15 protein-coding genes are annotated in these 19,359 nt (G+C 71.0%); 11 read left to right on the forward strand and 4 right to left on the reverse strand.

Going from position 1 to position 19,359, the window contains the following annotated elements; translation table 11 throughout:
• Positions 1–12 precede the first annotated feature (12 nt).
• Positions 13–3,852 carry a LamG-like jellyroll fold domain-containing protein gene (locus M503_RS0104075; protein WP_081720931.1) on the forward strand — a complete coding sequence of 1,280 codons (3,840 nt, stop codon included), beginning with the start codon at positions 13–15 and terminating at the stop codon, positions 3,850–3,852.
• A 94-nt stretch (positions 3,853–3,946) separates the two neighbouring features.
• Here M503_RS0104075 and M503_RS0104080 read toward each other — a convergent pair whose 3' ends face one another.
• Together M503_RS0104080 and M503_RS0104085 are read right to left on the reverse strand one after the other, a co-directional pair.
• Positions 3,947–4,207, reverse strand: coding sequence for a hypothetical protein (locus M503_RS0104080; protein ID WP_028919353.1), 261 nt, complete (start codon positions 4,205–4,207; stop codon positions 3,947–3,949).
• A gap of 53 nt (positions 4,208–4,260) precedes the next feature.
• Positions 4,261–5,154: a rhamnogalacturonan acetylesterase gene (locus M503_RS0104085; protein WP_231472312.1), complete on the reverse strand. Its 894-nt coding sequence runs from the start codon at positions 5,152–5,154 to the stop codon at positions 4,261–4,263.
• A gap of 214 nt (positions 5,155–5,368) precedes the next feature.
• Here M503_RS0104085 and M503_RS0104090 point away from each other — a divergent pair, with 214 nt between their 5' ends.
• On the forward strand, positions 5,369–6,964 hold the full coding sequence (locus M503_RS0104090) for a family 43 glycosylhydrolase (protein WP_028919351.1): 1,596 nt from the start codon (positions 5,369–5,371) through the stop codon (positions 6,962–6,964).
• Positions 6,965–6,978: 14 nt separating this feature from the next.
• On the forward strand, positions 6,979–8,208 hold the full coding sequence (locus tag M503_RS15650; RefSeq protein WP_231472313.1) for a sialidase family protein: 1,230 nt from the start codon (positions 6,979–6,981) through the stop codon (positions 8,206–8,208).
• A gap of 36 nt (positions 8,209–8,244) precedes the next feature.
• On the opposite strand, the gene M503_RS0104100 is transcribed toward M503_RS15650, so the two are convergent.
• Both M503_RS0104100 and M503_RS0104105 read right to left on the reverse strand, forming a co-directional pair.
• Positions 8,245–9,906, reverse strand: a complete 1,662-nt coding sequence (locus tag M503_RS0104100) for a carboxylesterase/lipase family protein (RefSeq protein ID WP_037060442.1) — start codon at positions 9,904–9,906, stop codon at positions 8,245–8,247.
• A gap of 2 nt (positions 9,907–9,908) precedes the next feature.
• Entirely contained in the window at positions 9,909–10,925 is a 1,017-nt protein-coding gene (locus M503_RS0104105; protein ID WP_051414230.1) for an alpha/beta hydrolase, read from the reverse strand.
• Between the two features lie 193 nt (positions 10,926–11,118).
• On the opposite strand from M503_RS0104105, the gene M503_RS0104110 reads away from it, so the two are divergent.
• The 8 genes from M503_RS0104110 to M503_RS0104145 all read left to right on the forward strand — a co-directional run bounded on the left by M503_RS0104110 (position 11,119) and on the right by M503_RS0104145 (position 19,095).
• Positions 11,119–11,919: a 2-keto-4-pentenoate hydratase gene (locus M503_RS0104110; RefSeq protein WP_037060443.1), complete on the forward strand. Its 801-nt coding sequence runs from the start codon at positions 11,119–11,121 to the stop codon at positions 11,917–11,919.
• Positions 11,916–12,935, forward strand: coding sequence for a TRAP transporter substrate-binding protein (locus tag M503_RS0104115; RefSeq protein WP_028919347.1), 1,020 nt, complete (start codon positions 11,916–11,918; stop codon positions 12,933–12,935). Before M503_RS0104110 ends, M503_RS0104115 begins: the two co-directional genes overlap by 4 nt.
• A 9-nt stretch (positions 12,936–12,944) precedes the next feature.
• The gene (locus tag M503_RS0104120; protein WP_028919346.1) at positions 12,945–13,493 is read left to right on the forward strand and encodes a TRAP transporter small permease; all 549 of its coding nucleotides are present in this window, start codon (positions 12,945–12,947) and stop codon (positions 13,491–13,493) included.
• A 1-nt stretch (position 13,494) separates the two neighbouring features.
• Positions 13,495–14,775 carry a TRAP transporter large permease gene (locus tag M503_RS0104125; RefSeq protein ID WP_028919345.1) on the forward strand — a complete coding sequence of 427 codons (1,281 nt, stop codon included), beginning with the start codon at positions 13,495–13,497 and terminating at the stop codon, positions 14,773–14,775.
• A gap of 83 nt (positions 14,776–14,858) precedes the next feature.
• Positions 14,859–15,914 carry a LacI family DNA-binding transcriptional regulator gene (locus M503_RS0104130; protein WP_024868416.1) on the forward strand — a complete coding sequence of 352 codons (1,056 nt, stop codon included), beginning with the start codon at positions 14,859–14,861 and terminating at the stop codon, positions 15,912–15,914.
• A 152-nt stretch (positions 15,915–16,066) separates the two neighbouring features.
• The gene (gene kduI, locus M503_RS0104135) at positions 16,067–16,915 is read left to right on the forward strand and encodes a 5-dehydro-4-deoxy-D-glucuronate isomerase (RefSeq protein WP_028919344.1); all 849 of its coding nucleotides are present in this window, start codon (positions 16,067–16,069) and stop codon (positions 16,913–16,915) included.
• A 145-nt stretch (positions 16,916–17,060) separates the two neighbouring features.
• A complete protein-coding gene (gene kduD / locus M503_RS0104140) occupies positions 17,061–17,819 on the forward strand; it encodes a 2-dehydro-3-deoxy-D-gluconate 5-dehydrogenase KduD (RefSeq protein ID WP_024868414.1) in 759 nt (252 codons plus the stop codon).
• Positions 17,820–17,961: 142 nt separating this feature from the next.
• The gene (locus tag M503_RS0104145; RefSeq protein WP_037060446.1) at positions 17,962–19,095 is read left to right on the forward strand and encodes a GDSL-type esterase/lipase family protein; all 1,134 of its coding nucleotides are present in this window, start codon (positions 17,962–17,964) and stop codon (positions 19,093–19,095) included.
• Positions 19,096–19,359: the final 264 nt, after the last annotated feature.

A 19,359-nucleotide genomic window follows, 5' to 3' on the forward strand; every position in this document is an offset into this window, starting at 1 on the left:
AACAGCAACACGATGACCCATCCGATCCACCCGGGCAGGCGCCTGCTCGCGATCCTCCTCGCTTCCGCACTCGCCTCCCCCGCCCTGGCCGCCGGCAACGCGCCGCAGCTGCTGTTCCGCGTCTCCGCCGATAGCGGCTTCGTCGCCGACCACGCCAATGGCGACGCGGTCCCGAACTTCCAGGACAAGGTGAAGATCGTCCCGACCGGCGTGCAGGGCGGCGCGATCGAATGGGCCGACGACGGCGTGCTGGCCTGGAACGCACCAGGCAACATCTACGCCGAGCGGGGCACGCTGTCGTTCTTCTGGCGCCCGCGCTACGAGGTCGGCGAGGCGCCGTTCGTGATCTTCCGCGTCGGCTATGCCGACCACAGCAGCTGGGACATGGCCTGGCTGCGGATCGACTGGAACGGGCACGGCTTCGATGCCTTCGTCACCGATGCCAACCTCGCCCGCACCCGGGTGTCCTTCAGGCTGGACCGGGTGCCTGGCCCGCAGGACTGGATGCACCTGGCCTTCGCCTGGGACGAGACCCAGGGCGTGCGCCTGTACGTGGACGGGCGCGAGGTCGCGCGCGAGCAGGCGACGGGCGACTACGACGCGGCACTGGACCAGCTCGGCCTCGCCGGGCGGGTGATGGCGCCGTACCAGGTGCAGAGCCGCTACAACTTCCTGCGCGGCAGCGATTTCGACGAGATCCGCGTGTACGACCGGATGCTCGACGCGCGCGGCGTGGCCGCGCTGGCCAGCCGTGGCGACCTGGCCAGGGCCACGGCCGACAGCGCGGTGCCGGTCGACACGGGCGCGCGCCGTGCGGCCTGGAACCACCGCTACGGCTGGGAGGCCGGCCGCGTGCCGCCGGCGCTGCAGGCGCCGGACACCTCGATCCGCCACGTCGGCTTCGACGACGTGAAGGACCTCAAGCAGTGGATGTGGAAGGGCAGCGACGGCATTCCCGAGACCACCTGGCCGGGCGTGTACAACCGTTCGCGCCTGCCCGGCCGCAACGACTACTTCCAGCTGCCGGACTGGAACACCTACGTCGAAGGCGGCAAGGCGCTGGACCTGGCGATGCCGGGCGAGCCGTTCAACCGCATCGAGATCCGCGGCGCGGCCTTCGGCCAGGCCACCTGGAAGGACGCCGACGGCCGCGAACAGCCGCTGTTCGAGCGTCCGCGCGGCCTGGTCCGCAGCGTCGACCAGTTCGCCACGCGCACCGGCGGCCAGGTGCGCTTCACCAACACCGAGCAGGAAACCCCGATCCAGGAGATCTGGGCCTACCACGTCAGCGACGCCGCCGAGCCGGAAGGCACGGTCAAGCAGACCTACCTGGTCGACAGCGCGGTGCTGCCCGACTACGGGAACGTGCAGGCGCTGCGCCAGTACATCGATGGGCGCTTCCTGCCGGAGGCGCGCAGCACGGTGATGGCCCTGCCGAAGGGCGCCGGCTCGCGCAAGCGCGCTGGCGACGCCGGCCTTGAAGCCGGTCTGCCCACCGAGCCGGCACCGATCGTGCACGTGCTCATCCCCTCCAGCGTCGGCGACGCGCCAGCGGCGCAGCCGCTGATCCGCAGCTGGGCCTACAGCTGGGAGAACATGTACGACGGCCTCGACGGCGTGGCCATCGACATCCCTGCCCTGGACCTGCCGGCCACCGCCAACGGCCTGATCCCGCTCAACATCCGCGTCAAGGATCCGATCTGGCCGGCGCGCGACATGATCGACGTGTCGGTGTCGGTGGCGCCGAAACAGAAGCGCACCCTGTGGCTGGACCTGCGCGACCGCATCCTCACCGCCGACAGCCTGTGGATCAGCATCGCCTCCGGCGCGCCGGGCTTCGACGCGCACTCGCTGGACGGCGCCGAGATCCGCCTGGTGTTCAAGGACCGCGCCGAGGCGAAGAAGCAGCACCTGGCCGACCGCTTCAACCAGGTGCGCGACAACTGGGGCTTCCTGGTCGAGGAGCACACCACCTCCAAGCGCCAGCGCCTGTACGCGCGCGTGCACGCCGACCTCAGCGACCTGCTGCGCGTCGACCCGGACCACGAGCTCGGCCGCCAGTACTGGAACTACATCAGCTACAACAGCCAGGGCCGCCCGCCGGTGGCCCTGCCGCAGCCGCCGAAGGGCGTGCCGCTGTGGGCGTTCCGCCAGGTCGAGGACCTGAAGCTGGCGCGCCGCTTCGTCGACTGGTGGATCGACAACCGCCAGGTCGAGTACGGCGATTTCGGTGGCGGCATTTCCGACGACAGTGACCTGGTCCAGCAGTGGCCGGGCCTGGCGCTGATGGGCGTGATGCCGGACCGGCTCAACGCCTCGCTCACCGCGCTGTCCGACGCGGTCTACCGCAACGGCATGTTCAGCAACGGCCTCAGCACCATCGAGACCGACGAGCTGCACTCCTACGAGGAAGGCATCAACGCCAACAGCGCGATGCTCTACCTCAACTGGGGCGACCCGCTCACCCTCGAGCGGCTGATGGAGACGGTGAAGGCGTTCGACGAGAAGATCATCCTGCGCAACCCGCAGGGGCACCTGCTGTTCTCCAGCAACTGGTTCGGCGGCAACAAGGTCTACCGCGACCCGAACTGGCAGTGGCAGAAGCCGTACTCGTTCCCGGCGCTGCACCCGGCCTTCCTGCTCGGCGACTGGAACGCCGATCCGACCGGCCGCAAGCTGGTCACCGGCCTGGCCGACGGCTACCTGGCCCACGCCTGGACCGGCAAGGACGGGCGCTGGCTGCTGCCCAACGAGATCCACTGGGCCACCGGCGAAACCCGCGGCGGCGAGCTGCTCGACGGTTCCGGCGGCGGCGACACCATGCACCTGTTCTGGGCGGCTTGGCGCTGGACCGGCGACGAGCGCTACCTGCGCGCGCTCGACTACCGCATCGGCCGCGGCGGTCCGGCCGGCCTGTCCAACCTCGGCGAGAACTTCATCGGCGTGCTCGGCCGCGAGGGCGACTGGGGCAAGGCCCTGGTCGAGGCCGCCGACAAGGGCGCGACCGGCTTCCCGAGCCTGGCCGCGTGGCAGCTGACCGGCGACAAGAAGTACCTGGAAGCCCTGCACGCCGAAGGCATCGAGTCGAAGCTGCTGCGCCGCTACATGATGACCGAGGGCCACTGGTGGTCCGACCGCGTCGAGGCGCCGACCGAGTTCCTGCAGCGCGCGCGCCTGGGCGGCATCGCGCTCAAGCGCAACCAGTCCTATCCGGGCCACACGGTGAGCTGGCGCTTCGCCGAGGCAGACGGCGCCGAGCAGGTGGCGATCCTGGTGCCGGATCCGCGCCGCGACCGCTTCAAGGTGATCGGCTACAACCTGGGACCGAAGCCGCTGCACGCGAGCATGACCGGCTGGAACGTCGAGGCCGGCACCTGGCGCATGACCTCGGGCATCGACGGCGACGGCGACGACCGCATCGACGGCAAGCCCAGCACCCGCGAGTTCGCGTTCGAGAAGAGCGCCTCGGTCGACGTGGTGTTCCCGGCCGGCCGCACCGTGGTGATGGAGTTCGAACTGGTGCAACCGGGCACGCCGGTGGAGACCCGCGCAGACCTCGGCATCGGCCGCGGCGACGTGCGCGTGTCCGGTGACGCGGTGGAGGTGACCGTACACAGCCTCGGCCATGCCGCCACGGGGGCTGGTTACGCGGTACTGGAAGACGCACGTGGCCGCGAGCTGGCGCGCGTGGCGGTGCCGGCGCTGGAAGCGCCGCTGGACCTGCAGCCGCGCACCACCACCGTCTCGCTGCCGCTGGGCGGACGCAAGGCCGACGGGCTGTACGTGCGAGTCGGCCTGGAAGGCGACGGCGAGGAAGTGACCCGGCTCAACAACCGCCGCGCCGTGCGCTGAGCGGCGCCGGCGAAGTCCACGAGGAAGGGCCGGACATCGTCCGGCCCTTTTTCTTTTCCCGATCGGTCACGCGGCGACGATGCCACGCCGCGTGTTACAGCGGCAGCGCCTGCCGCAGCACGACCATGGCGATGGCCGCCACCAGCCACGCCACCACGCGCTTGCCCAGGCCACTGTCGGCCGGCGCGCGCGCGAAGCCCACCACGAAGGCATGCGCCGGCAGCGCGATCACCAGCAGGAAGGCGGCGATCCAGTACAGCGTGTCGTCGCCCAGCCACGGCCACAGCCAGGGCATCACCACGCCGGTGAATACCCCGGCGAGCGCGGCGGTCAACGGTGTCGGTGTGATCTTCATGCGGTGGTGGCCTCCCCGTGGCGCCCGAGTCTAGCGCGACCGCGGGTGCGGGCTCACGGGACCAGCTGGCGGCGCAGCGCCGGTACCTGCCGCGCCAGCTCGTCGGCGACGATCGCGGCGAAGAAGGCCGCGCCCTCGCCGCCGAGGTGGGTGTAGTCGAAGGCCTGCTTCGGCGTGCCCATCGGCTCGACGGACGCGTTGTCCAGCACGGGCGCGACGGCAGGCGCCGGACCCGCGGCCGTCGGCGGCGCACCGATCGTGGTGCCGGCCTGCGCGGCGGTGACCTGCTCCGGCAGCGGCCGCGCCTGGGCGAAACGCATCGCCTGCACCGGGCCCATGGCCTGCACCGCGGCGGTGCTGCGCGCGTGCAGGTCCACCAGCGGCACCTGCAGTTCCTTCGCCACCCGGCGGATGCTTTCCGCCCACGGCGCCAGGTCGTCGACCAGCTTGCCTTCGCGGAACTGGCGGCGGGTGAGCGGCGTCAGCAGCACCGGCACCGCGCCGGCGGCGCGCGCTTCCCCCACGTAGCGGCGCAGGTTGTCGGGGAACTCGCGTTCCAGGTCGGTGGAGCGCCCGGGCTTGCCCGGCTGGTCGTTGTGGCCGAACTGGATCAGCACGTACACCGCCTGGTACGGGCCCGGGCCCATCTCGTGCAGGGCGATGTCCCAGGAACCTTCCGCGCGGTAGTTGTAGGTGCTGCGCCCGCCGCGGGCCAGGTTCACGCAGGCCACGAACGAGGTGACGTGGTCGGCGCAGAACGCCGGACCCCAGCCGCCCTGCACCGCGGTGGTCGAGTCGCCGACGAGGACGATCTTGCTGGCGCGGATGGGCGTCACCGGCGGGCGTTCGCCGATCGACGGGTCGACGGCGGGGTGGACGCTCCCGGCGGCCAGAAGCAGGGCGAGCAGCGAAGCGGGCGGAAGCAGGCGCGGCAGTCCAGGCGTCATGACAGGTCATCTCGGGGGAGAAGGCGGGCGAAAACCGCTGGCCATCGGTGTCATGCAGGCAGCACGAGCGGTTCCAATGTTGCGCACTGTAGCCCGGAGCCGGCGCCCGGCCTTGCTGCGGCGCAGGATGGCCGCAGCCACAAGGGTCTGATAGGTTCGTTGACCATCGGTGTCATCGCGTGGCACCACCTCCCCCACGACCCGAAGGACTGCCATGGCCCTGCGCCGTTTCCGCGCCCCAGCCCTGTCGACGCTGCTGCTGCTGCTGCCGCTGGTGGCCACCGCCGAGCCGACCAGCCCGTGGAAACGCGGCATCGAGAACCAGCGCCAGGCCGACCTCGGCGACGGTACCTTCCTCAACCCGGTGTTCGCCGGCGACCGGCCCGACCCGTCGGTCCTCAAGGACGGCGACGACTACTACCTGACCCTGTCCTCGTTCGATGCCTACCCCGGCCTGCCGATCTGGCACTCCCGCGACCTGGTGAACTGGGTACCGCTGGGCCACGCGATCACGAAGAACGTCGGCTCGATCTGGGCGCCGGACATCGTCAGGCACGACGGCCGCTACTTCATCTACTTCCCGGCACGCACCGGCGGCACCGAAGGCAGCACCCGCAGCAACTGGGTGGTGTGGGCCGACGACATCCGCGGCCCGTGGAGCGAGCCGGTCGAGCTGGGCCTGGGCAAGTACATCGACCCCGGCCACGCCGTCGGCGAGGATGGCAAGCGCTACCTGTTCCTCAGCGGCGGCGACTACGTGCAGCTGTCCGACGACGGCCTGCGCGTGGTCGGCGAACCGAAGCACGTGTACGACGGCTGGCAGTACCCGGAAGAGTGGGACGTGGAGTCCTACGCCCAGGAAGGCCCGAAGATCCACAAGCGCGGCGACTGGTACTACATGACCACCGCGGTCGGCGGCACCGCCGGCCCGCCGACCGGGCACATGGTCATCACCGCGCGCTCCAGGTCGATCCACGGGCCGTGGGAGAACTCGCCGCACAACCCGATCACCCGCACGCGCAGCCGCGACGAACCGTGGTGGTCGCGCGGCCACGCCACCGTGGTCGAAGGCACCGACGGGCGCTGGTGGATGATCTACCACGGCTACGAGAACGGGTACTGGACCCTCGGCCGCCAGGCGCTGCTGGAGCCGATCGAATGGACCGCCGACGGCTGGTTCGTGGCGAAGGGCGGCGACCTCGGCCAGCCGCTGCGCAAACCCAGCGGCACCAGGGTCGGCGAGCACGGCATGGCGCTGACGGACGGCTTCGACGGCCAGGCGCTCGGCCACCAGTGGTCGTTCTTCAACCCCGCGAAGGACGAGTACCGGCGCCTGTCCTTCGGCAACGGCGCGATGACCGTGCAGGGCAAGGGCCGCACCCCGGCCGACAGCTCGCCGCTGACCGTGATCGCCGGCGACAAGGCCTACGAGTTCGAAGTGGAGATGGAGATCGAACCGGGCGCGGTCGGCGGGGCGCTGCTGTTCTACAACGAGCGCCTGTACGCCGGCGTGGGCAGCAACGGCGAGCGCTTCGTCATGCACCGCTACGGCCAGGAGCGGCCGACCGGCGGCCTGCCGCCGGGCAAGGGTGGCAGGTTGTGGCTGCGGGTGACCAACAACCAGCACGTGGTCACCTTCCACACCAGCACCGACGGCAGGGACTGGGAGAAGTACCCGGTGCAGATGGAAGTGTCCGGCTACCACCACAATGTGGCAGGCCAGTTCCTGGCGCTGAAGCCGGCGATCTACGCGGCGGGGCAAGGGAAGGTGCACTTCCGCGACTTCCGCTACCGCGCGCTCGACTACTGAGCGCGACGGTCGGCATGCGCCTGCGGATGGAACTGGCGATCGCGATGCTGCTGGCCATGGCGGCCGGCAGCGCCGCCGCGCCGGATCCGGCTGCTGCCGGAGCACCGCCTTACCACGTCGCCCCGGGCCTGCTCGACCACCAGGCGCCGGACCTTGGCCTGCGCACGGCCACAGGCACTCGCAGCGCCACGGTGTTCCGGGCCACGCCCGAGCAGGGCATGTTCAACAACGGCGCAGTGCCGGTGGTGTTCAGGGGCCGGCTCTACGTGCAATGGCAGAACTCGGCGCGCGACGAGGACTCTCCGGACACGCGCGTGCTCTACAGCCACAGCGACGACGGCGAACACTGGGCCGCGCCGGCGGTGCTGATGGAGGCCAGCGAGGACGGGGCCATGCATTCCAGCGGCGGCTGGTGGACCGATGGCGAAACCCTGGTCGCCTACATCAACGTGTGGCCAGGCGGCTTCCAGTCCGGCGACGGCGGCTGGACCGGCTACCGGCTCAGCCGCGACGGCATCGACTGGTCGCCGCTGCGCCCGGTCACCGGTGCCGATGGCGCGCCGGTGGACGGGGTGATCGAACAGGATCCGCACCGCCTGGCCGACGGCCGCATCCTCACCGCCTTCCACCGGCGCCCCGGCATCGTCGCCGCACCGTTCTTCACCGACGATCCGCTGGGCGTGTCCGGCTGGCGTCGCGGATCCATGCGCAACCTGCCGCACGCAGGCCACGCCAGTCGCGAACTGGAACCGAGCCTGTTCCTGCGCAGGGACCGCGACGGCCGCGAATGCGCGGTGATGGTGTTCCGCGACCAGGGCGACAGCTACCGGCAGCTGGCCAGCGAAAGCTGCGACCGCGGCGAAAGCTGGACCATACCGGCGCTGACCGCGATGCCGGATTCGCGCGCCAAGCAGAGCGCCGGCAACCTTCCCGACGGCAGCGCCTTCCTGGTCAACGCGCCCAGCGGCCAGCGCGAACGCATGCCGCTGGCGCTGACCCTGTCGGCCGAAGGCCGCTGCTTCGACCGCACCTTCCTGCTGCGCGGCCGCGACGACCTGCCGCCGCTGCGCGCCGAGGGCCGCTACAAGCGGCCCGGCTACCACTATCCCAAGAGCGTGCTGTGGAACGGCCGCCTGCTCGTCGCCTACGCGGCGAACAAGGAGGACGTGGAGGTCAGCCAGGTGCCGCTGGCATCGCTGGCTGCGGACGACGCGCGCGCCGCCTGCGCGGGCGCGTCGCACTGAGCACGGACGCCACGCAGGGCGCCCGCGCCCGCCGCGTCACAGCGTCCCGCGCTGCACGAACGGTGCCTGCTGCCAGAACGCGCGCTCGCCGCCGCGCGGATCGTCGACCAGCACGGGCGGTGCGTCGAACAGCATCGTCTGCCGCCGCGGCAGCGAGTACGGCTCCCAGCGCGGAATGCCGGCATGGTTGGGATCGCCGTGCCGGGCCAGCGCCAGCAGCGCGGCGCTCATCGCATCGGCTACCGCCTGCGCCCCGGCGCCGTCGCCGGTGCGCGAGCCGGGCTGGCGGATGTTGTCGAACACCAGCGGGATGTCGAGGGTGTGGAAGGCGCGGAACCTGCCGCCATCCAGCGGCGAGCCCCAGTCCAGCTGGTAGGCCCAGGTCGGCGCCGCGCCCTGCGGCTGGCGCGCGCGCACTTCCAGTTCCTCCACCGCACCGCGCCAGGAACGCCCGGCGGTGGTGGCGGCGAAGAACACCTCCGAGGGCGTGTAGTGCGGATACAGCGCGCGGTAGTGCGCGACCACCAGGTCGGCGCGGATGTCGACGTACTGCTGCTTCTCCAGCCGCGCCGGCAGTTCGTCCCAGTCCAGCTCGAAGTTCTCCGGGTCGCCGCCGAGGAAGGCGCGGGTCTCGTCGCGGGTGTTGCCGATCACCATCGGGATCGCCGCCGACTGCGCCGGCGCGTCCGGCCAGAACGGATGCCGCGGCAGCACCTCGCCGTCCATCACCGGGCCGAAGTACAGACGCGTGTCCTCGATCCGCGAGAAGTCGCGCGCGGCCGTGCCCTCGAGCACTTCCTCCAGCGGCAGCGCGCGCAGCCTCGCCAGCGCATCGCCCGCCTCCGGATCGATGCCCACGGTGCGCAGGAACAGTTGTGCCCGCTGCGTGGCCGCGCGGGGACCGGCGGCGGTGACCTGCTGGCCGCTCATCGTCCAGGCCTTGTGGAACAGGCCGCGCGCGGCCGGCATCGCCATCAGCGTGGCGATCTTGGCGCCGCCGCCGGACTGGCCGAACACGGTGACGTTGCCCGGGTCGCCGCCGAACGCGGCGATGTTGTCGCGCACCCACTGCAGCGCCAGCACCAGGTCCAGCTGGCCGGCGTTGCCGGAGGTCGCGTATTCCGCCCCGCCGAGCAGGCCCAGGTAGAGGTAGCCGAAGGCGTTGAGGCGGTGGTTCACCGTGACCACGACCACGTCGCCGCGCTCGCACAGGCGCCGGCCGTCGTACAGCGGGTCGCTGCCGGAACCGGTGTCGTAGCCGCCGCCATGGATGTAGAACAGCACCGGCCGCCGCGCGCGCGCATCCAGGCCCGGCGTCCACACGTTGAGGAACAGGCAGTCCTCGCTGCCGGGGCCTTCCTTGCCGCGCTGGGGGGCCGACCCGGCGTAGCCGGTGGCCTCGGCCACGCCGCGCCATGGCCGCGCCGCGAGCGGCGCGCGGAACCGCACCGGCGTGGTGTCCTCGCCGTAGCGGATGCCCCGGAACACATGCACGCCCTGTTCGCGTACGCCGCGCACGCGTCCCGCGCGGGTCGCGGCCACGGTAGACGCGGGCTGCGCGGCGAATGCCGCCGGCAGCACGCCAGCCACGGCCAGGCCCGCGCCGAGCCCGGCGGCCTGCAGCAGGCGGCGCCGCGCCGGATCCGCGGGCGCGGACTGCGCCGGAGACAGGAAAGGATGCTTGCGATCGCCGGCCATGCTTACTCCCGTGCAGGTTCGTTGTCTGTCGCACCCGGCGCCGCCGGCAGCGGCGCGTGCGCGCGGATCCATTCCACCGCCAGCGTCGGCCACAGCGGCAGGGTGCCGTGCGCGCCACGCACGCCGAAGCCGTGGCCGCCTTTCGCGTAGAGATGGGTCTCGTGTTCGATGCCGGCCGCGCGCAGCGCCGCTTCGAACAGCAGGCTGTTTTCCACCGGCACCACGTCGTCGTCCTGGGCGTGCAGCAGGAACACCGGCGGGGTGTGCGCGTCGACCCGGTTCTGCGCCGAATACATGCGCACGGCGTCCGCATCGGGTGCATCGCCCAGCAGCTTCTGCCGCGAGCCTGGATGGGCGTGCGCGCCCATGTCGATCACCGGGTAGACCAGCACGGCGTAGGCCGGGCGCGCATCGAGTCCATCGGCATCGTCGACCGGCGCATAGACGCGCTCGTGATGGCGCGTGGCCAGGCTCGCGGCCAGGTGGCCGCCGGCGGAAAAGCCCATCACCCCGACGCTGGCCGGATCGATGCCCCATTCGCGCGCCTGGCTGCGGACCAGGCGCATCGCCCGCTGCGCGTCGGCCAGCGGCACGTCGCGTGCGTTGGCGTGGCCTTCGCCCGGGAGCCGGTACTGCAGCACGAACAGGGTCAGCCCGGCCTGCCCGGCGAAGGCCGGCAGCAGGGCCGTTCCCTCCTTGTCCAGGACCACCCGCTGGTAACCGCCGCCCGGCAGCACCAGCAGGGCACGGCCGTCGGGGCGGGCCGGGCGGTACACGTCCAGCCAGGGGCGGGCGACGCCGTCGACGTAGCGGTCGGGCAGGGCAGGGTCGCTGCTGCGTTCGACGATGCGCTGGGGCAGGTCCAGGCCTTCCGAGCCAGGCGGGGTACCGGGCCACAGCGGTATCTGGCGGTCGGGCGCCGGGGGCGCGGCCCCGGCATCGGCGGCGACGGCGGCCGGCAGCAGCGACAGCGCCACCAGGGCGGCCCTGAAGCGGTGACGCAGGCGGCGGATTGGCATGGTCACGGACCCTCCCGGTTGTTGCGTTGCAGCGTGCAGTAAGGCCTTGGCGCAGTGCACATTGCTACATGACACCGGTTTACCATATACAGCTTCCGCGCCCGCTGTCGATCCGCGGCGCAACACGTTACGGGCCTGTTCCCGGGGAGACATCTTGAGTACTGCAACTGGCCACCAGGACGCCACGCCGCCGATGCCCGAACTGGCCGGCATCGCCGACCGCTTCGTCGCCGCCCGGCGCGCGGGCGCCGCCCTGGAAGCCTTTCCCGGCGAGATCCCGGCCGACCTGGTGACCGCCTACCAGGTCCAGGACCTGGCCATCGCCCGGTGGCCCGACCGGGTGGTCGGCTGGAAGGTCGGCTTCATCGCCCCGGAGCGCCGCGACGTGTCCGGCGACGAACGCCTGCTGGGCCCGATCTTTGCCCGCCAGCTGTGGAATGCCACCGGTGACAGCATGCCGATCCCGGTGTTCACCGGCGGCTTCGGCGCGGTCGAGGCCGAATACGTGCTGCGCCTGGACGCCGACGTCCCGGCCGACAAACTGGAGTGGACGCCGGAGGAAGCCGCGGCCGTGCCGAGTACGCTGTTCGCCGGCGTCGAGGTGGCCAGCAGTCCGCTGGCCACGATCAACGAACTGGGTCCGCGCGTGGTGGTGTCCGATTTCGGCAACAACAACGGCCTGGTCCTCGGTCCGGAGATCCCGGAATGGGCCTCGCTGGACGAAGCCACGCTGCTGGCCGGGACCTTCATCGACGGGGCCAGCGTCGGCAGCGGCGGCGCGCAGCGCCTGCCCGGCGGCCTGCGCGCCGCCTTCGCCTTCGCCCTGGCGCGTTCGGCGCGCCGCGGCCGCCCGCTGAAGGCGGGCGAGTACATCGCCACCGGCAATGCCACCGGCATCCACGACATCGTCGCCGGCCAGGCCGCGCGCGTCGTGTTCGACGGCTACGCCATCCTGGACTGCCACGCCGTCCCCGCGGGGAACAGCGACGCATGAGCGGGCTGACCCGTCGACGCCTGCTGCTGGGCGGCGCCGGCGCGGCCTGCGCGCTGCCGCTGGCGATGGGCGGAAGCGCCTTCGCCGCCGGCGCGGCCGATCCTTCCGGTCGCCACCTGCTCACCGCCACCGACGTCCACGTCTCCGACTACCCGACCGTGGAAGCGGTGCGCTGGATCGGGCAGACGCTGGAACGCGAGACCGGCGGCCGCCTGTCGATCCGCCTCTACCACTCCGGCCAGCTCGGCCGCGAGTCCGAGGCGATCGACATGGCCCGCTACGGGGTGATCGACATCACCCGCGTGTTCGCCGGCGCGCTCAACAACGCCTTCCCCCTGACCCAGGCGCTGTGCCTGCCGTACGTGTTCGACTCGGTCGAACACATGCGCCGGGTCATCGACGGCGACGTCGGCGAGGCGGTGCTGCGCGGCTTCGAGAGCCGCGACCTGGTCGGCCTGGCGATCTACGACTCCGGCGCGCGCTGCTTCTACAACACGAAACATCCGATCGTGGAGCCGAAGGACCTGCACGGCATGAAGATGCGCGTGGCGGCCTCGGACATCTTCATCCGCCTGGTCCGCCTGCTCGGCGCCAACCCGACGCCGATGTCGCTGGGCGAGACCTTCTCGGCGATGGAGACGCACATGATCGACGGCGCCGAGAACAACATGCGCAGCTTCCACTCCAGCCGTCACTTCGAGGCGGCACGGTACTGGTCGGAGACGCGCCATTCCTACGCGCCGGACGTGCTGCTGATGTCGCGCGCCAGCTTCGAGGCGCTGACGCCGTCCGACCGCAACCTGCTGGTCCGCGTGGCCCGCGAGTCGGTGCCGGTGATGCGCGGGAAGTGGGATGCCTCCGAAGGCGCCGCGCGCAAGGCCGTGCTCGCCCACGGCATCCAGGCCAACGAGTGCGACCTGGACGCCTTCCGCGCCGCCGCCCAGCCGCTGCTGGACGAGTACCAGCGCAAACCGGGCATCGATGACCTCTACCGTCGCATCCGCGACCTCGCCTGATCGGATCCAATGACCGAGACCGCTTCCCCCGTCCCGGCCAGCCCCGTGCAGCGCGCGCTGGACCGGCTCGCCGGCATCGTCATCGCCATCGCCGCCACCGCCCTGGTCGGGCTGGTGGTGGTGCAGGGCTGGCAGGTGTTCACCCGCTACGTGCTCAACGATTCGCCCAGCTGGACCGAACCGGTGACCCTGCTGCTGCTGGCCATCGCCATGGCGATGGGCGCCGCCGCCGGCGTGCATACCAACCGCCACTTCGGCTTCTTCCTGCTGCACGACCACCTGCGTCCGGCCGTGCGCCGCGCGATCGACGTGGTCGTGCCGCTGGTGATCGCCGGCATCGGCGCAGTGGTTTCGTACTGGGCCGGCGTGCTGCTGCTCGACGGCCTGGACATCCGCGCCGCCGGCGCCAACCTGCCGCAGAGCATCAACTACCTGCCGCTGTCGCTGGGCGGCGCGCTGATGGTCGTGTTCGCGCTCAACCGGCTGTTCCTCGCGTTCGCACCTGCAGCGCCGGCCACGCCGGCCGCACCGCCGGCACCGCAGGACGGAGACCTCTGACATGGCCATCGCCCTGCTCTTCCTCGTATTCGCCATCCTGCTCATCATCGGCGTGCCGGTGGCCTTCGCCCTGGCCGCCGCGTCGCTGGTGACCCTGCTGTACCTGGACCTGCCGTCGGTGGTGCTGGTCCAGCAGATCTCGGCCGGCTCCGGTTCGGCCTCGCTGATCGCGATCCCGCTGTTCATCTTCGCCGGCGAGATCATGATGCGCGGCGGCATCTCCGAGCGCCTGATCGCGCTGGCGTCTTCGCTGGTCGGCCGCCTCCGCGGCGGCCTGGGCCAGGTCTCGGTGCTGTCCTCGCTGTTCTTCGGCGGCGTGTCCGGTTCGGCCATCGCCGACGTCTCGGCGGTCGGCGGCACGATGATCCCGCAGATGGTCAAGCGCGGTTACGACCGCGATTTCGCCGTGAACGTCAGCATCACCGCGGCGCTGGTCGCGCTGCTGGTGCCGCCCTCGCACAACCTGATCCTGTTCTCGGCCGCGGCCGGCGGCGGCCTGTCGATCGCCCGGCTGTTCGCGGCCGGCATCGTCCCGGCACTGCTGATGACCGTGGCGCTGATGGTCACCGGCTACGCGGTGGCGCGCCGCCGCGGCTACGGTACCGAGCCGTTCCCGGGCATGCGCGCGGTGATGGTGCGCCTGGTCGCGGCGCTACCGGGCCTGGGCCTGGTCGCGCTGATCTTCGTCGGCATCCGCGCCGGCATCTTCACCGCGGTCGAGTCGGCGGCCATCGCCGTGGTCTACGCGCTGCTGGTGACGGTCGTGCTGTACCGGCAGCTGCGCCTGCGCGAGTTCCTCGACACGGTGGTGCACGCGGCACGCAGCACCGGCGTGATCCTGTTCGTGATCGCCACCGCGGCGGTGTTCGGCTGGCTGCTGGCCTACCTGCAGGTGCCGGCGGCGGCGGTGGAGTTCCTGCAGTCGTTCGCGCACAGCAAGTACATGGTGCTGCTGATGATCGTGGTCATGCTGCTGCTGCTGGGCACCTTCATGGACCTGGCGCCGATGATCCTGATCTGCACGCCGATCTTCCTGCCGGTGGCCAAGGCCTACGGCATCGACCCGATCCACTTCGGCCTGGTGCTGGTCCTGACCGGCGGCCTGGGCCTGGTCACCCCGCCGGTGGGCTCGGTGCTGTTCATCGGCACGGCGATCGGCAAGATCAGCGTGGCCGAGGCCATGCGCACGATCTGGCCGTTCTGGCTGGCCGGCCTGGCCGTGCTGCTGGTCGTGGCCTTCTTCCCGCAGCTGTCGCTGTGGCTGCCCGACATCCTGGCCTGATCCCGTCCGGCCCCGGCCGGCCGGGGCAGTCCGCCGGCCACCGCTGGGGCTAGAATCGGCCCAACCTTCCATCGAAAGCTTCCATGCCCGCGCGTCCTTCCCAAGCCTCGCAGACCCCCCGGGCCGCCACCGGCAAGGCGGCGACCATCAACGACATCGCGCGGCTGGCGGGCGTTTCCAAGAAGACCGTTTCGCGGATCATCAACAACTCGCCGCTGGTACGTAAGGACACCCGCGAGAAGGTCGAGGCGCTGATGCGCGAGGTCGGCTACGTGCCCGACCCGCTGGCGCGCGGCCTGGCCTTCCGCCGCTCGTTCCTGATCGGCATGGTCTACGACAACCCCACCGCGCAGTACATCGTCGACATGCAGTACGGCGCGCTGGACGCGCTGCGCGAGTCGGGCTTCGAACTGGTGGTGCATCCCTGCGACACCCGCAGCCCCGGCTACATCGACGGGGTGCGCCGTTTCGTCCAGCAGCAGAAGCTGCACGGGGTGATGCTGGTGCCGCGCGCCTCCGAAGACCAGAACCTGGCCGACATGCTGGCCGAGATGGGTTGCCGCTACACCCGCATCGTGCCGGTGGGCTTCGAGGACACCGACGGCCGCATGATCGTCACCCACGACCGCGACGGCGCGGCGGAGGCGGCCGACTACCTGCTCACCCTGGGCCACCGCGACATCGCCCTGATCACCGGTCCGCAGGCCTACCGCTCGGCGGTGGAGCGCACCACCGGTTTCGTCGAGACCCTCGCACGGCGCGGGATCGAGGTGCCGAAGGACCGCATCATCGAGGCCAGCTACACCTTCGAGTCCGGCGTGGCCGCGGCCGAGAAGCTGCTGGCCGGCAAACAGCGCCCGACCGCGATCTTCTGCGGCAACGACGAGATGGCCGCCGGCGTCTACAAGGTGGCCATGCGCGCGGGCATCAGCATCCCGCGCGACCTGTCGGTGATCGGCTACGACGACAGCCCGCTGGCCTCGCGCCTGTGGCCGTCGCTGACCTCGGTCCGCCGCCAGACCCGCGACACCGGCCGGATCGCCGCGAGCATGCTGATCCGCACCGACAACGCGCCGCTGCCGGTGGCCAGCGTGCGTCCGCACCTGATCGTCCGCGACTCCTGCCAGCCCCCCGCCTGAGCCCCGCCGGAGGCGGCTTCCCGGGCCGTGCCGGCGTTTGTCGCATTGCGGTATGACACCGGTTACCATCGTCCGCTAGAATGCCGCTTCAATGCACCACCCTGGCCGGGAATCCCAAGCCCCGGCCTTGCGTACCGAGGAGCCCCGAGCCGATGTACCAGAAGACCTATTACGCGACCCACCCCGGCGTGATGCAGGGCGCCAGCAACGACGAGCTGCGCGACCTGTACCTGATCGGCGACCTGTTCGCCGCCGACGAGGTGCGCCTGAACTACACCCACTACGAGCGCTTCGTGATCGGCGGCGCCGCCCCGGTCAGCAAGGCCGTGTCGCTGCCGAAGCAGACCGAGCCGGCCTCGGCCGCGGGCAAGCCGTTCCTGGAGCGTCGCGAACTGGGCGTGATCAACGTCGGCGCCGGCACCGGCACGGTGACCGTCGACGGCACCGAATACGTGCTCGGTCCGAAGGACGGCCTGTACGTGGCAATGGGCAGCGAGGAAGTGAGCTTCTCCTCGGCCGACGCCGCCAACCCGGCGAAGTTCTACCTGACCTCGACCCCGGCGCACGCCCGCTTCGAGACGAAGCAGCTGTCGATCAAGGACGCCGTCGCCCTCGACCGCGGCGCGCTGGAGACCAGCAACGAGCGCACGATCTACCAGTTCGTCGTGCCGGCGACCTGCAAGTCCTCGCAGCTGCTGCTGGGCCTGACCGTGCTGAAGCCGGGCAGCGTGTGGAACACCATGCCGCCGCACCTGCACGACCGCCGCAGCGAGGTCTACTTCTACTTCGACCTGGGCGAGAACGACCGCGTCTACCACTTCATGGGCCAGCCGGACCAGCAGCGCCACATCGTCATGAAGAACGACGAGGCCGTGGTCTCGCCGCCGTGGTCGATCCACATGGGTTCGGGCACGTCCAACTACGCCTTCATCTGGGCGATGGGCGGCGAGAACCTCGACTACACCGACATGAACGTGCTGGACATCTGCCAGCTCAAGTGACGCGGCGCGCCGCTGCGGCGGCGCGCGCTTCGCCGGCGGGACCATCCCGCCACTCCCTACGGAACGCCGCGCCGCCCGCGCGGCTTCCCCGCAGAAAACGCCTCCGGCGGGCCGATCCCCGCCCCACGAACAACGAGGACCGCTCATGGCAAACAACCCGTTCAGTCTGGAAGGCAAGGTCGCCCTGGTCACCGGCGCCAACACCGGCCTCGGCCAGGGCATCGCCCTGGCGCTGGCCGAAGCCGGCGCCGACATCGCCGCCGCCGGCATCGTCGAGGCCACCGAGACCGGCGAGAAGGTGCGCGCCCTGGGCCGCCGCTTCCTCAACCTGCAGGCGAACCTGATCTCGATCGAGCCGGTCGAGCGCCTGGTCAAGGAAACCGTCGAAGGTCTCGGCGGGCTGGACATCCTGGTCAACAACGCCGGCCTGATCCGCCGCGCCGATGCGGTGGAGTTCAGCGAGAAGGACTGGGACGACGTCATGAACGTCAACATCAAGTCCGCCTTCTTCATGTCGCAGGCCGCCGGCAAGCACTTCATCGCCCAGGGCAGCGGCAAGATCATCAACATCGCCTCGATGCTGTCGTTCCAGGGCGGCATCCGCGTGCCGTCGTACACCGCGTCCAAGAGCGGCATCGCGGGCATCACCCGCCTGCTGGCCAACGAGTGGGCTTCCAAGGGCATCAACATCAACGCCATCGCCCCGGGCTACATGGCCACCGACAACACCGCCCAGCTGCGCGCCGACGAACAGCGCAGCGCCGAGATCCTCGGCCGCATCCCGGCCGGCCGCTGGGGCACGCCGGCGGACCTGGGCGGCACCGCGGTGTTCCTGGCCAGCCGCGCCTCCGACTACGTCAACGGCGCGATCATCCCGGTCGACGGCGGCTGGCTGGCGCGCTGATCCCCACGTCGGAATGTTCCCGGCCGCGGGCACGCGGCGCCCAGCCAACGACGCTGCACCTCTCCACGCCCGCGGGCCGGCAAGTTACCGGCAACCTTTGCCCCGTCCCGGCCTGCCGACGACGGGGCGTTTTTTCTGGAGCATGCCCATGACCACCAGGCTGCTGTCGCTGCTGCTGATCCTCGCCTGCATCGCCGGCACCGCGCAGGCCGAAGCGGCGCGGCGCGTCTTCCTCGCCGGCGACTCCACCGTCGCCGAGTACGGCCCCGAGCGCGCGCCGCGCAACGGCTGGGGCCAGCAGCTGCAGTCGTTCCTCGATCCGGCCGCGCTGGAAGTGCGCAACCACGCCATTGGCGGGCGCAGCTCGCGCAGCTTCATCGAGGAAGGCCGGCTCGACGCGATCGCCAGGGAACTTCGCAAGGGCGACGTGCTGCTGGTGCAGTTCGGCCACAACGATGCCAAGATCGAGGACCCGACGCGCTACACCGACCCGTCGGAGGAGTATCCGCGGTGGCTGATGCGCTACGTGGAACTGGCGCGCAGCCGCGGCGCCACGCCGATCCTGGTCAGCCCGGTGTCGCGGCGGATCTGGGACTTCGGGTCGCTGCTGGACACCCACGCCCGCTACACCGACGCGATCCGCGCCCTCGCCGCGCGCGAACAGGTCGCTTTGATCGACCTCAACGCCAGCAGCAGCGCGTGGATCCGTGCACTCGGTGACGAGGCCTCCAGGCCGTATTTCGAGCACGTGCCCGAACGCGGCGTGCGCGACGACACCCACCTCAGCGTCGCCGGCGCCACCCTGGTCGCCTGCCTGGTGGTGCGCGACTGGAAAGCGCTGGATCCGTCGCTGGCCGGGCACGTGGTGCGCGACACCGACTGCGGTGCGCCGCCGACCGCACGCGCCGACAGGGCTGCACAGGCGCATCCGTCCTCGGTGGTGCACGAACGCGACTTCGCACGGCAGCAGCCCGGGCCGCACGGCGGTCCCGGCACGACCACCGGCTACACGCTGTTCGCCGACGCGCCGGGCCTGCCGTTCGTGATGCGCAAGCGCGTGCTGCATCCGGGCGCGGGCATCGGCCTGCACCAGCACCACAAGGACGAGATCTACTACGTGCTGGAAGGCCGCGGACGCTACGTGCTCGATGGCCAGGCCTACGACGTCGGCCCCGGCCACGCGATGCTGACCCGCTCCGGCAGTACCCATGCGATCGAGCAGGTGGGCGAGGAACCGCTGGTCCTGATGCTCGCGTACCCCGCGAAAACGCCGTGACGCTGTCGTCACATGACTGAATGAAATATGGGCAGTGAGGCGCGCGCTGTCCCTTGCGCGCGCCGGTCGTCGTTTCTTCCCGATACAGAAGAGACATGCGCGAAGCCTCGCGCATCCCGGGGGACCATCATGAACTGCCCGATCCGAGAAGCACCGCCAGGCCGATCCCGGCCCCGCCTCCCTGAAGCCAGGCAGCGCCGTCGATGCTGAAGGCCCGCGCGCATGCGCACCGCGGCGGAGGTTCCGCCGCGCGGCCTTCCCGAC

The sequence above is a fragment of the Pseudoxanthomonas suwonensis J47 genome (genome assembly GCF_000513955.1).
Taxonomy (GTDB): domain Bacteria; phylum Pseudomonadota; class Gammaproteobacteria; order Xanthomonadales; family Xanthomonadaceae; genus Pseudoxanthomonas; species Pseudoxanthomonas suwonensis_C.

Bases quoted from the DNA above. Each gene is read 5' to 3' on its own strand.
- M503_RS0104075 (WP_081720931.1), top strand. From the start codon at position 13: ATGACCCATCCGATCCACCCGGGCAGGCGCCTGCTCGCGATCCTCCTC.
- M503_RS0104080 (WP_028919353.1), bottom strand. From the start codon at position 4,207: ATGAAGATCACACCGACACCGTTGACCGCCGCGCTCGCCGGGGTATTC.
- M503_RS0104085 (WP_231472312.1), bottom strand. From the start codon at position 5,154: ATGACGCCTGGACTGCCGCGCCTGCTTCCGCCCGCTTCGCTGCTCGCC.
- M503_RS0104090 (WP_028919351.1), top strand. From the start codon at position 5,369: ATGGCCCTGCGCCGTTTCCGCGCCCCAGCCCTGTCGACGCTGCTGCTG.
- M503_RS15650 (WP_231472313.1), top strand. From the start codon at position 6,979: ATGCGCCTGCGGATGGAACTGGCGATCGCGATGCTGCTGGCCATGGCG.
- M503_RS0104100 (WP_037060442.1), bottom strand. From the start codon at position 9,906: ATGGCCGGCGATCGCAAGCATCCTTTCCTGTCTCCGGCGCAGTCCGCG.
- M503_RS0104105 (WP_051414230.1), bottom strand. From the start codon at position 10,925: ATGCCAATCCGCCGCCTGCGTCACCGCTTCAGGGCCGCCCTGGTGGCG.
- M503_RS0104110 (WP_037060443.1), top strand. From the start codon at position 11,119: ATGCCCGAACTGGCCGGCATCGCCGACCGCTTCGTCGCCGCCCGGCGC.
- M503_RS0104115 (WP_028919347.1), top strand. From the start codon at position 11,916: ATGAGCGGGCTGACCCGTCGACGCCTGCTGCTGGGCGGCGCCGGCGCG.
- M503_RS0104120 (WP_028919346.1), top strand. From the start codon at position 12,945: ATGACCGAGACCGCTTCCCCCGTCCCGGCCAGCCCCGTGCAGCGCGCG.
- M503_RS0104125 (WP_028919345.1), top strand. From the start codon at position 13,495: ATGGCCATCGCCCTGCTCTTCCTCGTATTCGCCATCCTGCTCATCATC.
- M503_RS0104130 (WP_024868416.1), top strand. From the start codon at position 14,859: ATGCCCGCGCGTCCTTCCCAAGCCTCGCAGACCCCCCGGGCCGCCACC.
- kduI (WP_028919344.1), top strand. From the start codon at position 16,067: ATGTACCAGAAGACCTATTACGCGACCCACCCCGGCGTGATGCAGGGC.
- kduD (WP_024868414.1), top strand. From the start codon at position 17,061: ATGGCAAACAACCCGTTCAGTCTGGAAGGCAAGGTCGCCCTGGTCACC.
- M503_RS0104145 (WP_037060446.1), top strand. From the start codon at position 17,962: ATGCCCATGACCACCAGGCTGCTGTCGCTGCTGCTGATCCTCGCCTGC.